We start from the raw sequence: 13,338 nt of genomic DNA, 5'->3' as shown, positions 1-13,338 counted from the left end.
GTTGAGTGTTGTTTTAGAAGCCGTGAATCACTCGAAAATAATGCAGATTAGGATTGTAAATTAATTTCTACATACATTTGTAACCTCAAAAAAATGAAGAATGCCAAAGAATTTAGTAATAGTTGAGTCGCCAGCAAAGGCTAAAACAATAGAGAAATTTCTGGGTAAAGATTACAAAGTAGAATCTAGTTTTGGTCACATTGCAGATTTGCCATCAAAAGAATTAGGGGTAGATGTAGAAGGTGATTTCGACCCAAAATATCAAGTATCAAAAGACAAGAAAGATGTTGTCAAGAAACTCAAGGATTTAGCAAAAAAGGCAGATATTGTTTGGTTAGCAAGTGATGAAGATCGGGAAGGTGAAGCAATTGCATGGCATCTTGCAGAAACTTTGGCGCTAGATAGAGCGAAAACAAGACGAATTGTTTTTTCAGAAATTACCAAAAAGGCCATAAGTAAAGCAATAGAGAACCCTAGAACAATAGACTACAATCTTGTTGATGCACAACAGGCAAGACGTGTACTAGATCGCATAGTGGGCTATGAATTGTCTCCTGTGCTGTGGCGAAAAGTAAAAGGAGGTCTTTCTGCTGGAAGAGTGCAGTCTGTTGCAGTGCGGTTAATTGTAGAGCGTGAACGAGAAATTCAGGATTTTAATGCAGTAGCTTCTTATCGTGTTGATGCGGAGTTTGTAACTTCAGATGGATCCACCTTTAGAGCAAAGCTCCCGAAGAATTTTGCAACTAAAAAAGAAGCAGAGGCATTTTTAAATAAAAATCTGGAAGCATCTTACAATGTTTCAGATTTAGAGAAAAAGCCAGTTAAAAAATCTCCTGCTCCACCATTTACGACTTCAACCTTACAACAAGAAGCATCTAGAAAATTAGGCTTTTCGGTAAGCAGGACAATGCGTAATGCGCAACGTTTATATGAAGCAGGTCTGATTACATATATGAGAACAGATAGTGTTAATCTATCCAATGAAGCAAAACAAGGAGCCGAAAGTGCAATCAAGGCATCCTATGGCGCTGAATATAGTAAACCGAGAAATTACAAGGGAAAAACAAAAGGTGCTCAAGAAGCACATGAAGCCATAAGGCCTACGGATTTTTCAAATCCAACTGTTAACGCAGAACGAGATCAAGCGAGATTATATGATCTTATTTGGAAACGAGCAATTGCCTCACAAATGAGTGAAGCCAAACTGGAACGCACAAATGTAAAGATTAAGGTAAATTCCAATCAGAAGGTAAGTGAGCAGTTCACAGCAAATGGAGAGATGATAACCTTTGATGGCTTTTTAAAAGTATATTTAGAAGGGACAGATGATGAAGACATTGAGCAATCAGGATTACTACCAGAATTAAATATCAACGATATACTATTAAACAATTATATCACTGCAACACAACGTTTTACAAGGCCACCAGCACGTTTCACTGAGGCATCTTTAGTTAAAAAACTGGAAGAACTTGGAATTGGTAGACCATCTACCTATGCACCGACAATATCTACAATTCAAAATAGAAATTATATAGAAAAAGGATCTGTTGATGGTGTTGAGCGGGATTATGTGCAATTGGTTTTAGAATCAAATGTAATAAAGGAAAACAGCTTAACAGAACGGGTAGGATCGGACAAAGGTAAATTGGTTCCAACTGATATTGGTATGATTGTTACGGATTTCCTTGTAAATCACTTTGAGTCTATATTGGACTATAATTTTACGGCTAAAGTAGAAGAAAGTTTTGATGACATTGCAGAGGGGAAAGAGGACTGGAAAGTGATGATGAAGGACTTTTACAAAGGATTTCATCCTCAAGTAGAAGACGTACAGGAAAATGCAGATCGAGAATCTGGAGAGCGCGTTTTAGGTACGGATCCTAAAACAGGAAGACAAGTGAGCGTTCGTCTCGGTAAGTTCGGACCTATGGTTCAAATAGGTACAGCGGAAGAAGATGAAAAACCACAGTTTGCAAGTTTGGCGCCAGACCAACAATTAAGCTCTATAACTTTCGAAGAGGCTATGAGCCTTTTTGAGCTTCCTAAGGCACTAGGGCACTATGAAGAGGAAGAAGTAGAGGTTAATATTGGCCGTTTCGGACCCTACGTTAGGTATGGTAAGAAATTTGTCTCATTACCAAAAGGTGTAGATCCTTTAAGTGTAGAATTAGAGGAGGCAATTACCTATATCAAAGAAAAGGAAAAGGCAGACGCACCTATATATACTTACCAGGGTTTAGATGTTACAAAGGGAAAAGGAAGATTTGGACCATTTATTAAATGGAACAATATGTTTATAAATGTTAATAAAAAATACGATTGGGATAATTTATCTGAAGAAGACATTGTAACTTTGATTGAGGACAAGTTACAGAAAGAAAAAGATAAACTTGTCCATGTTTGGGAAACCGAAGGTATCAGAGTAGAAAAAGCCAGATGGGGTAGACATAATGTAATTAAAGGCAAACAGAAAGTAGAGCTTGCAAAAACAGTAGATGTGAGTAAAATGACTTTAGAAGAAGCCAAAGCACTGCTTGAGAAAAATGCGCCAAAAAAGAAAACCAAACGTAAAACAACCAGAAAAAAAACAACGGCTAAAAAGAAATAATTTAAATGAATTTTAATTTTCTATCGCCTGTTTCAGATATAGTGCTAGCACATAAGGAACTTTTGGCGCCACAGGCATTAGGAAAAAAAATAAAAGTACATTCAAAACAACACGGTATACCAGACCTTGATGATGTACGGCTCGCATTGATTGGCGTAAAGGAAACTCGTAACGACGTTAATTATATGGGAGAAGAAATTCATTTCGATTCAATACGATCTGCTTTTTACGCTTTGTTTCCAGGTAATTGGCACAGTAATATTGCAGACTTAGGCGATATTGATCCTGGTGAGACCGTCGAGGATACTTATTTTGCAATTAAAACTGCTATTACCGTACTATTAGAAAAAGGTATTATTCCTATCATTTTAGGGGGAAGTCAAGACTTAACATATTCTAATTATCGTGCATACGATACTGTTATGCCAATGGTCAACATTGTTAATGTAGATACTAATTTTGATCTAGGTGATGCGAATTTACCCATTAAAAATAATAGTTATGTCGGAAAGGTCATTGTAGAACAGCCCTATAACCTTTTTAACTATTCTACCATTGGATACCAAACATATTTTAATTCGCAGGAGGAAATTGACCTGATGGAAAAACTTTATTTTGAGGCTTATAGATTAGGAGATGTTTCTGCGGATATAAATATGGTAGAACCCCTGCTAAGGGATGCACATATTGTTTCTGTAGATTTGAAATCCGTACAAGCTTCAGAGGTAAGTGACAATCAGAAATATTCACCAAACGGTTTTTCAGGTAAAGAAATTTGTGCTATTACCAGATATGCTGGTATAAGCAACAAAGTATCTTCATTTGGCATTTATGAATACCACAACTCAAAGAACGATAACGCGAGTTCCATGCTAATTGCACAGATGATCTGGTATTTTATTGAAGGGGTAAATTGCCGTATCAAAGACGACAATTTTTCAAATGAAAAGTTCTATCAAAAGTTTAATGTTCTAGTTGATAATGATGAGCTTATCTTTTATAAAAGCCTAAAAACAGGACGCTGGTGGATCGAAATTCCTTTTTTACCAGATGTTAATAATAAATTAAAAAAGCACACGTTATTACCATGCATGCATGCCGACTATCTGCAAGCTTTGCAGGGTGAAATACCTGAAAGGTGGTATAAAGCCTACAGGAAGAACATCTTCTAAAATGTGCATTTTATCGGAGTTATACTTGAATTTCGTCGATGAAATGCACATTTTTGAGGACGAAATGCAAAAAAAATTGGAAAAAAGTTGTTTTTTCGAAAATATATAAATATGTTTACGACCTTAAAATTAAGGACGACTAATTTAACCTCGAGTTACTATGAATATTAAGAAGTTTATTTTACTTACTACTGTATTAGTTTTGGTTGCCAGCTGTAACTCTGGAGACCGAGGACAATTGGTAGGTGTTAAGGGTAAAAAATGGCATCCAGAAAAACCTTATGGAATGACACTCGTTCCAGGAGGTGCTTTCATTATGGGTAAATCCGATGATGACATTGCTGGTGTACAAGATGCGCCGACAAAAACAGCAACGGTTCGCGCATTCTATATGGATGAGACCGAAATAACAAACAGTGAGTACAGACAGTTTGTGTATTGGGTAAGAGATTCTATCTTAAGATTAAATCTTGCCGAGATGGCAGATTTAGAAGGAAAAACTCCAGGTAGTGGAGATATTGGAGAATTTGCTTATCTCGATTCAGATCCTAATGATTTGAATGCTTATGAAAGTTACATGCTCAATACTTATGGTAATGAGCAACGTAAAATCAATAGAGATGTAGATTTAATATTTGATACTGATGAGTATCCAGATGAGCTGTATGCTGAGGTTATGGATAATATGTACTTACCATTAGAAGAATCATACAATGGACAGCGCACCTGGGATGTTAAGCAATTTAAATTTCAGTATACTTATATGGACATTGAGAGAGCGGCAAAGGATAGAAATCTTAAACGCTCTGATGTAATTATTAAGGAAGAAATTGAAGTATATCCTGATACAACTGCATGGATTAGAGACTTTGCTTATTCGTATAACGAGCCAATGCACAATGATTACTTCTGGCATTCGGCTTACGATGATTATCCTGTTGTTGGTGTATCATGGAAGCAAGCTCAAGCTTTTTGTCAATGGAGAACCTTAAAACACAATGGGTTCCAGAAAAGTAAAGGAAAGCAACCAGTTAATGCCTACAGATTACCAAATGAGGCAGAGTGGGAATATGCAGCTAGAGGTGGACTACAAGGTGGTACATATCCTTGGGGAGGACCATATGCTAAGAATGACAGAGGTTGTTTCATGGCAAATTTCAAACCTTTAAGAGGAGATTATGCCGCAGACCAAGCGTTGTATACAGTTGAAGCTGACGCTTACGATCCAAATGACTTTAACCTCTACAACATGGCCGGTAATGTTTCGGAATGGGTAAATGGTTCTTACGATCCAGGGTCGTACGAGTATTCCTCAACTATAAATCCTAGTGTTAACGATCCAAATAATGCGCGAAAAGTCGTTAGAGGAGGATCTTGGAAAGATGTTGCATATTTCTTACAAGTTAGTTCTAGAGATTATGAATATGCGGATTCCGCAAGAAGTTATATTGGATTCAGAACGGTACAAGACTACATGGGAACTGAGGTAACCAAAAATGCAGCCACAAATTAAAACTTAAACTTAAACAATAATAAATAACCAAAAATTTAAATTAACCTACTTAAGTTAAATCCATTAACTTAAACTAAAACTAAACAAATTATGGCACAAAAAGGTAAAATCACATTGACTAACATGATCTACGGATTAGGAGCGGCAATCGTAATCGTAGGAGCATTATTTAAGATACAACACTGGCCAGGTGGTTCTGAAATATTAACTATTGGTATGATTGTAGAAGCATTGGTATTTACTTACTCGGCTTTTGAAAGACAGCAATCTGAACTTGATTGGTCATTAGTATATCCTGAGTTAGCTGGCGGAGCAACTTCTGGAAAAAAGAAAAAAGAGGAGCCTAAAGACGCAGAAGGTTTGCTATCTAAGAAACTAGACAACTTATTGAAAGAGGCAAGAATAGATAGTGAATTAATGTCAAGTCTTGGCGAGAGCATCAAAAATTTTGAAGGTGCGGCAAAAAATATTTCTCCTACGGTAGATTCTCTATCTGCACAGAAAAAATACAGTGAGGAACTTTCTTTAGCGGCTGCTCAGATGGAATCTCTAAACAGTTTGTATAAGGTACAAATGGAAAGTGCAAACCGTCAAGCAGCAATCAACGAAGAAGCTGTAGAAAATGCCACCAAACTAAAAGAACAAATGCAATCATTGGCTGCAAACCTTTCATCTTTAAATGGTGTTTATGGTGGTATGCTTTCTGCAATGAACAAAAACTAATTAGTTTTTATAAGCAATTAATAATTAACCATTAAAAACTAATTACAATGGCAGGAGGAAAACTATCTGCAAGGCAGAAAATGATTAACTTAATGTACCTGGTATTTATCGCCATGATTGCGATGACTATGGACAAAGAGGTACTATCAGCATTTGGCGCAATGGATGCCAAATTTGAATCAACAAATGAATTTACAACAGCATCTAATGAAAATCTTTTGAAAGGCTTATCATTAAAAGCTGAGGAAAAACCAGCAGAATTTAGAGTAGTTGCCAACAAGGCATCACAGATTAAAGTAATCTCGGATAAATTTAATGCTTATCTTGAAGGTATAAAAAATGATATAATTAAAGGAGGTGGCTACGAGTTGGTGAATGGAGAGTTACCTGCCGAGGAAATGGATAAAGGAGATTACCTTGATGAGAAATGGTTTACTGGAGACAGATTAACAAAACCAGGTCAGGCAGTAATGGCTACTTTCCAGAAGTATAAAGACGATATCAAAGCGGTACTAGGTGATGATGTTACCTATGAAACAGCAGTTGAAAACTTTGATAAGCGTTTTGATTTTAGTGATATTAAACCTGAAGAAGGAGCAAAATTAAGCTACTTAGATTACAACTTTAAAGGTTTTCCAGCTATTGCTTCACATGCAAAATTAACATCTATACAAAATGATGTTAAAACAACTGAGGCCAATCTGTATAATGTATTCTTAGGAAACTCATTAGAAGAAGCAGTAACTTTAAAGAACTACCAAGCAATAGTGATACCAGATAAGAATGCATTTTTTGCTGGTGAGAAATTTCAAGGCAAAGTTGTATTAGGTAAATATGCAAGTGTAACACCTGTTAAACTTAATATTAACGGTAATGAAGTGTCTTTAGCTGAAGAAGGAGCTATCGATTCCTTAGGGAATGCAAGACTTAACTTTACTACAGGTAGTGTAGGTGAAAACGAGGTAAAAGGTACATTTACTTTTATGGAAAAAGGTGAAGAGTTGCCAATTGAATTCACCGGGAATTACGTGGTTGTACCAAGACCAAACTCGGCAACAATATCAGCTGATAAGATGAACGTTGTTTACAGAGGTGTTGTTAACCCAATGACAATTTCATTTGCTGGAGTTTCAGATAATAATGTTGTAGCTAATGCTACTGGTCTTAAAAAATTATCTAACGGTAAATACGAAATGAGACCTGGTACAGGCAGGGAAGTTACTATAAACGTTACAGCTACATTAGATGATGGATCTAACGTAAGCGATAAAAAGACCTTTAGAATTAAAGATTTACCAATACCACTAGGTAAATTCAACGGACAAATAGGTAATGCTAAATTACCAAAAAGCAATGTTGAAATAGGTAGACTTTCAGCTGACTTTGGTGACGACTTTGATTTTAAATTACCAATTGAGGTTGTGTCATTTACTATGAAAGTTCCAGGTAAGCCGTCAATTAATGTAAATGGAAACCGTTTAAACGGTGCGGCTAAAAATGCCCTACGTTCTGCGAGACGTGGCGATTTAGTACAGTTCATTAACATTAGAGCTAAGGCACCAAATAATCCAATTAGAATTAAGCCACCAACAGCAGTAGTTGTAGAGTTGTCTAACTAATAGGAAATATTATAGTTAATAGAGCGTTATAGATGTGTTCTAAAGCCTCAAATTATAAATTGAAAACAATGAAAATTAAGCAGTTATTATTAACGTTTGTAGGGATTTTAGCCTTCAATAGTGTGTTTGCCCAAGCAAATATTCTAAATGCTAAGATACCAGAAGAAATAGGTATGAAAACAGAGGCAGAATTGCTTCTCGATAATGATAAGCCTTTGGAGTATGGTTATGTTGGCGACCGAGACATATTATTTTCTAAAATTATTTGGGAAAATGTTGTCCTAGATGAACGCGCTAATTTTCCATTGTATTTTCCAACAGAAGACAATCTTGGAAGTAACAGAAAATCATTGTTTAAGGTGTTAAAGGACAATATAGATAATGGTATGATATCAAAAGTATACAGCGATTCCTATTTCACTACAGAAATAACAAATAAGGACTTGGAAAATTCGCTTAAGAAAATTGATACTTTGCCAATTGGATATGATCAATTTAATGCTGATGGCTACATAGATCCTGAATATATTATTACAACCAAAATTCAGTCGCAGGATATCAAATCATATCTAATCAAGGGTATGTGGTATTTTGATAAGCGTCAAGGAGAAATGAAGTACCGTATATTGGCATTGGCTCCTGCTGCACCAGACATTAACTTTATTGACTCCGATAATGAAGCAGATAAAGAACCTATCGGTTTGTTTTGGGTATTTGTACCAGAGATAAGGGACATTTTACATGAGGCTAAGGCATTTAATAATAAAAATAGTGCGGTCCCCATATCCTTCGATCATTTGTTAAATAGTCATCGTTTCCACGGTTTGATATATAAAGAAGAAAATGTTTACGGTGATAGGGAAGTCAAGGAATACATCGCAGAAAATGCGCTTATGCAACTTTTAGAATCTGAACGTATTAAAGACAAGATTCGAAATTTTGAACAAGATATGTGGAGTTACTAGTTAACATTCAAATTATAAAAAGCTCACTTTTAGTGAGCTTTTTTTGTGCAATAATTTTAAATAAATTGGTCTCTGATTGTCCCTTATGTTATTTTTGTAACAATGCGAGAAGTTGAATACATAGTAGTGGGTTGTGGCCTCGCAAGTATTGCCTTTTGTGAAAAATTAAGAGCAAATAATCATTCCTTTATAATTTATGATGATAGGTCTCAACAATCGTCTTTAGTTGCAGCGGGTTTATATAATCCGGTAATCTTAAAACGATTTACAGAGGTTTGGAAAGCGAAAGAGCAGTTAGAAATTGCACTTCCTACATATGAAAAGATAGAAAAGGATCTTCAAATCAAAATAGATCACAAACTTAAGATATATAGACGTTTTGCATCAATTGAGGAGCAAAACATCTGGTTTTCTGCAACTGATAAAATAGCATTAGAGCCCTATCTTTCAACTACTATAATAAAGAATTCAAACCAAAATGTAGATGCACCTTATGGCTATGGAGAAGTTTTACATGCTGGACGATTAGATACTGAAACATTAATTACAAATTATAAATCGTTCATGAAGGTGTCTAATAATTTAGTTGAAGAACCCTTTGAATATCAAAATCTAAAGATTAGCAAGAATAGTGTTACATATAAGAATGTCGTTGCCAAAAATATAGTTTTTGCTGAAGGCTTTGGTGTGAAAAAAAACCCATTTTTTAAGAGTATTCCATTGAATGGTACAAAAGGAGAAGTGATTACAATAAAAGCACCAAAATTAAGAATAGAATACGCTATAAAATCGTCTGTTTTCGTAATACCTATTGGAAATAATAATTATACTGTAGGTTCCACCTACAATTGGTCTGACAAAACCAACCTTCCAACAGATGAAGGTAGGGCTGAACTAGTAAAAAAACTAAAGACTTTTCTTAAATGCGATTTTAAAATAGTAGAACATGTCGCAGGAATTAGACCTACCACTAAAGATAGACGACCATTGGTTGGTGAACATGCTAAAAATAAAAACCTATTCGTTTTAAATGGCCTTGGAACTAGAGGCGTTATGATAGCACCATATGTTGCCAATGCACTTTATAACTACATAGAAAACAAAATTCCTCTAAATAAGGAAATAAGTATTAATCGTTTTGATTCTTAGCCAATTCTTTATCATAATGCATAAATAGATTAATCCAAATATTTCTTGATAATCGCATTATAAATGGAATTAATACAACAAGAGTAATAATTATTGAGATAAAGGCCGTTAACAAGGAAGTTTCGAAAATATCATAACTAATCACAAAAGCGGTAACTGCAAATGCTATACCAACGGCATAACTCACATACATAGAACCATAAAAAAATGATGGCTCCATACGGTAACGTGTATTACAATGTGAGCACTTATCATGTATCTTTAAAGTTTCGCTTAAAGCATAAGGGTTGGGATTAACATACATTGATTCCTTGTGGCATTTCGGGCAGGCACCAAAAAGAATGCTATAAAGTTTATTTCCTTTCCTTATCATAACTAATTTCCTTTAATTTTGCGTTACAAATTGCAAAACAAAGATACTTCAATATTACACCCTAGATGTAACATTTGTAACATATTAAATCGTTGTTTTATAATTAAAATCTATGCTTAATATTCATAATCTTTCCATTTCTTTTCAAGGTGAGTATTTGTTTAAGGATGTCACATTTAAATTAGGTGCTGGGGACAGAGTTGGTTTAATAGGAAAAAATGGTGCAGGTAAATCTACCATGCTCAGAATTTTATCTAATGAACAAGAATACGATTCTGGCCAGATTGCATCGGATAAGGATTTAAAAATAGGTTTCTTAAAACAAGACATTGATTTTGAATTTGGTAAAACAGTCCTTGAGGAATCTTACCAAGCCTTTAAGGAAATAAAAGCGTGTGAGACGCAGCTTCAAACAATAAATGGTGCACTAGCAGAACGCACAGATTATGAAAGTGAGGCATACAATCAGCTTATGGTAGATTTAAATGAAATTCAGCACAAGTATGAAATACTAGGAGGATATAATTATCAAGGAGAAACTGAAAAAATTCTACAAGGACTAGGTTTTAACAGAGAAGATTTTGACAAACTTACGGACACCTTTTCAGGAGGATGGCGAATGCGAATTGAACTTGCCAAACTTCTGCTTCAAAATAACGACTTATTGCTATTGGATGAGCCTACGAATCATTTAGATATTGAATCTATAATATGGCTAGAGTCGTTTCTTCAAAATTATGGTGGCGCAGTGGTAATTGTTTCACATGATAAAATGTTCTTGGATAATGTTACCAATAGGACCATAGAACTTTCACTCGGTCGTATTTACGATTATAATAAACCCTACACTAAGTTTCTTGAGCTAAGGGAAGAAATAAAAGTACAGCAGTTAGCTGCACAAAAAAATCAAGAGAAGCAAATTCAACAGACAGAGAAGCTAATCGAGAAATTTCGAGCAAAAGCGTCTAAAGCTTCCATGGCACAATCACTTATTAAAAAACTAGATCGAATAGATAGGATAGAAGTAGATCAAGACGATAACAGCGTTATGAATTTAAGTTTTCCTATATCCATAATACCAGGGAAGGTAGTTATAAAATTAGAAAATGTCTCTAAAAATTATGGAAAGCTTCAAGTTTTAAACAACGTCAATTTAACCATAGCAAGGGATACCAAAACCGCCTTTGTTGGTCAGAATGGACAAGGTAAATCCACATTGGCTAAAATCATTGTTGGAGAAATAGAACACCGCGGGAATTTAGTACTAGGTCATAATGTTCAGATAGGTTATTTTGCTCAAAATCAGGCAGAATACCTCGATGGAAACAAAACTGTATTGGATACTATGATTGATGCTGCTAACGAGTCCAATAGAACCAAGGTTAGGGATATTTTAGGATCATTTTTATTTAGAGGTGATGAGGTAGATAAGTATGTGAAGGTACTTTCTGGCGGTGAGCGAAATAGGTTAGCATTGGCAAAATTATTGCTGCAGCCATTCAATGTCTTAATAATGGATGAGCCAACCAATCATCTTGATATTCAATCAAAAAATGTATTAAAGGAAGCGCTTAAAAAATTTGAGGGGACATTGATTTTGGTGTCTCATGATAGGGATTTTCTACAAGGATTAACAGAGGTTGTATATGAGTTTAAAGACAAGCAAATTAAGGAGTATTTAGGTGATATAGATTTTTATTTGGAACAACGCAATATTCAGAATTTGAGAGAGGCAGAGAAAAGAACTATTAATGAGACAAAACCTAAAGAAAGTAATAGGCAGAATTATGAGGACCAGAAAAGACTTAAGTCACTAAACAATAAGCTGAGTAAACTCGAGGCCAAAATCAATCATTTAGAGAAGGCTATCAAAGCAGATGATTTAGCCTTAGAGGCCAATTATGACCAGACTGCTTCAGATCCAAAATTCTTTGACGACTACCAATTAAAAAAGTCTGAACTTGAGAAGCTTATGCAACAATGGGAATCTACCCATGTAGCTATTGATAATTTTAACAATTAAGATTATTTTAACGCTGAGCATTTAGGATTAGGGTAACTTTGCGCACTTGTTAAGCACAGATTATGTTACGAAAAGTTATCCTTTCCATATTAGGCTTTGCCTTGATATTAGGAGCAATTTTAATTTCTAACAATTTAATTAAAAATAAAAATAAGCCTAAGTCCGTGTTGCCAAAAGTGGTAAAAACGGTATTTGTGGATACGGTTAAAAATTCTACAATTCCAATTGTAATTTCCGCTAATGGAAATACTGTTGCTAAACGTAGAGTTGAATTATTTTCAGAAGTTCAAGGTGTTTTTAAGCCTACAGGAAAGTTATTTAAGGCAGGACAAAATTATATAAAAGGTCAACGCTTAATTCATATTGATGCGTCAGAATATTACGCATCTGTTCAATCTGCCAAGAGTAACCTTTATAACGACATAGCGGCAATAATGCCGGATTTAAGACTTGATTTTCCTGATATTTTTCCAAAATGGAAGAACTACCTTGTTAGTTTCGATTTGGAATCAACTACGCCAAAATTGCCAGAAATAACATCGGATAAAGAGAATTATTTTATCACTGGAAGAGGTATAGTCTCGAGTTATTATAACGTAAAGAATCTAGAACAGCGCCTTACCAAGTACTACATTAGTGCACCATTTTCGGGTGTTTTGACCGAAGCCTTGGTTACTGAAGGTACCTTGATAAGAAATGGTCAAAAGCTCGGAGAATATATTGATACCTCAGAGTATGAAATCGAAATAGCTATATCCAAATCATACGCGCCATTCATAAAAGAGGGTGAGGAAGTTAAGCTTACAACGTTAAACGGTGAATCTACTTATACAGGAATAGTTTCTCGAGTAAATGCTAGTATTGATTTAACAACTCAAACTATAACGGCGTTCATTAATGTAAAACATCCAGACATAAAAGAGGGTATGTATTTCAATGCGGATGTCAGTGCTAAGAATGAGGAAAATGCTATTGAAATTGATCGTATTTTGCTTTCCGATAGTAATACCATATTTGCTGTAAGAGACAGTATCTTAGAGTCTATTGCGGTAAAACCTGTCTTTTTTTCAGATAAAAAAGTCGTACTTAAGAATGTTAAGGATGGCACAGTGATTCTTAAAAAGCCAGTTCCAGGAGCCTATTCAGGTATGCTAGTTAAACCCTATATAAGTTCAAAAAACGAAGGCTAG

The 13,338-nt window shown here is 35.1% G+C and carries 10 protein-coding genes; 9 read left to right on the top strand and 1 reads right to left on the bottom strand.

What is annotated here, in order from left to right:
• The first annotated feature begins 100 nt into the window (after positions 1 to 100).
• From topA to LBU54_RS10280, 7 genes are all read left to right on the top strand, one after another.
• Positions 101 to 2,611, top strand: coding sequence for a type I DNA topoisomerase (topA, locus tag LBU54_RS10310; RefSeq protein ID WP_224529057.1), 2,511 nt, complete (start codon positions 101 to 103; stop codon positions 2,609 to 2,611).
• Positions 2,612 to 2,616: 5 nt separating this feature from the next.
• Positions 2,617 to 3,783 (top strand): formimidoylglutamase, encoded by a 1,167-nt coding sequence (locus LBU54_RS10305; RefSeq protein ID WP_224529055.1) that lies wholly within the window; start codon positions 2,617 to 2,619, stop codon positions 3,781 to 3,783.
• Between the two features lie 166 nt (positions 3,784 to 3,949).
• Positions 3,950 to 5,296, top strand: a complete 1,347-nt coding sequence (gene porK, locus LBU54_RS10300; RefSeq protein ID WP_449667020.1) for a type IX secretion system lipoprotein PorK/GldK — start codon at positions 3,950 to 3,952, stop codon at positions 5,294 to 5,296.
• Positions 5,297 to 5,386: 90 nt separating this feature from the next.
• Positions 5,387 to 6,019, top strand: coding sequence for a type IX secretion system motor protein PorL/GldL (gene porL / locus LBU54_RS10295; protein WP_224529050.1), 633 nt, complete (start codon positions 5,387 to 5,389; stop codon positions 6,017 to 6,019).
• Positions 6,020 to 6,066: 47 nt separating this feature from the next.
• A complete protein-coding gene (gene porM / locus LBU54_RS10290; protein ID WP_224529048.1) occupies positions 6,067 to 7,638 on the top strand; it encodes a type IX secretion system motor protein PorM/GldM in 1,572 nt (523 codons plus the stop codon).
• A 68-nt stretch (positions 7,639 to 7,706) separates the two neighbouring features.
• Positions 7,707 to 8,603, top strand: coding sequence for a type IX secretion system ring subunit PorN/GldN (porN, locus tag LBU54_RS10285; RefSeq protein ID WP_224529044.1), 897 nt, complete (start codon positions 7,707 to 7,709; stop codon positions 8,601 to 8,603).
• Positions 8,604 to 8,705: 102 nt separating this feature from the next.
• Entirely contained in the window at positions 8,706 to 9,752 is a 1,047-nt protein-coding gene (locus LBU54_RS10280) for an NAD(P)/FAD-dependent oxidoreductase (protein WP_224529041.1), read from the top strand.
• Here LBU54_RS10280 and LBU54_RS10275 read toward each other — a convergent pair.
• On the bottom strand, positions 9,733 to 10,125 hold the full coding sequence (locus LBU54_RS10275; RefSeq protein WP_224529038.1) for a DUF983 domain-containing protein: 393 nt from the start codon (positions 10,123 to 10,125) through the stop codon (positions 9,733 to 9,735). The genes LBU54_RS10280 and LBU54_RS10275 overlap by 20 nt on opposite strands.
• 112 nt (positions 10,126 to 10,237) lie before the next feature.
• Here LBU54_RS10275 and LBU54_RS10270 point away from each other — a divergent pair, with 112 nt between their 5' ends.
• A complete protein-coding gene (locus tag LBU54_RS10270; RefSeq protein ID WP_224529034.1) occupies positions 10,238 to 12,148 on the top strand; it encodes an ABC-F family ATP-binding cassette domain-containing protein in 1,911 nt (636 codons plus the stop codon).
• A 62-nt stretch (positions 12,149 to 12,210) separates the two neighbouring features.
• Positions 12,211 to 13,338, top strand: a complete 1,128-nt coding sequence (locus tag LBU54_RS10265; RefSeq protein WP_224529031.1) for an efflux RND transporter periplasmic adaptor subunit — start codon at positions 12,211 to 12,213, stop codon at positions 13,336 to 13,338.

The organism is Winogradskyella alexanderae, from assembly GCF_020166335.1.
Taxonomy (GTDB): Bacteria; Bacteroidota; Bacteroidia; order Flavobacteriales; family Flavobacteriaceae; genus Winogradskyella; species Winogradskyella alexanderae.
Note: the sequence above shows the minus strand (reverse complement) of the source record. Positions and strands in the feature narration are given on the sequence as shown.

Excerpts from the sequence above, each read along its gene's own strand:
- topA (WP_224529057.1), top strand. The coding sequence starts at position 101 with ATGCCAAAGAATTTAGTAATAGTTGAGTCGCCAGCAAAGGCTAAAACA.
- LBU54_RS10305 (WP_224529055.1), top strand. The coding sequence starts at position 2,617 with ATGAATTTTAATTTTCTATCGCCTGTTTCAGATATAGTGCTAGCACAT.
- porL (WP_224529050.1), top strand. The coding sequence starts at position 5,387 with ATGGCACAAAAAGGTAAAATCACATTGACTAACATGATCTACGGATTA.
- porM (WP_224529048.1), top strand. The coding sequence starts at position 6,067 with ATGGCAGGAGGAAAACTATCTGCAAGGCAGAAAATGATTAACTTAATG.
- porN (WP_224529044.1), top strand. The coding sequence starts at position 7,707 with ATGAAAATTAAGCAGTTATTATTAACGTTTGTAGGGATTTTAGCCTTC.
- LBU54_RS10280 (WP_224529041.1), top strand. The coding sequence starts at position 8,706 with ATGCGAGAAGTTGAATACATAGTAGTGGGTTGTGGCCTCGCAAGTATT.
- LBU54_RS10275 (WP_224529038.1), bottom strand. The coding sequence starts at position 10,125 with ATGATAAGGAAAGGAAATAAACTTTATAGCATTCTTTTTGGTGCCTGC.
- LBU54_RS10270 (WP_224529034.1), top strand. The coding sequence starts at position 10,238 with ATGCTTAATATTCATAATCTTTCCATTTCTTTTCAAGGTGAGTATTTG.
- LBU54_RS10265 (WP_224529031.1), top strand. The coding sequence starts at position 12,211 with ATGTTACGAAAAGTTATCCTTTCCATATTAGGCTTTGCCTTGATATTA.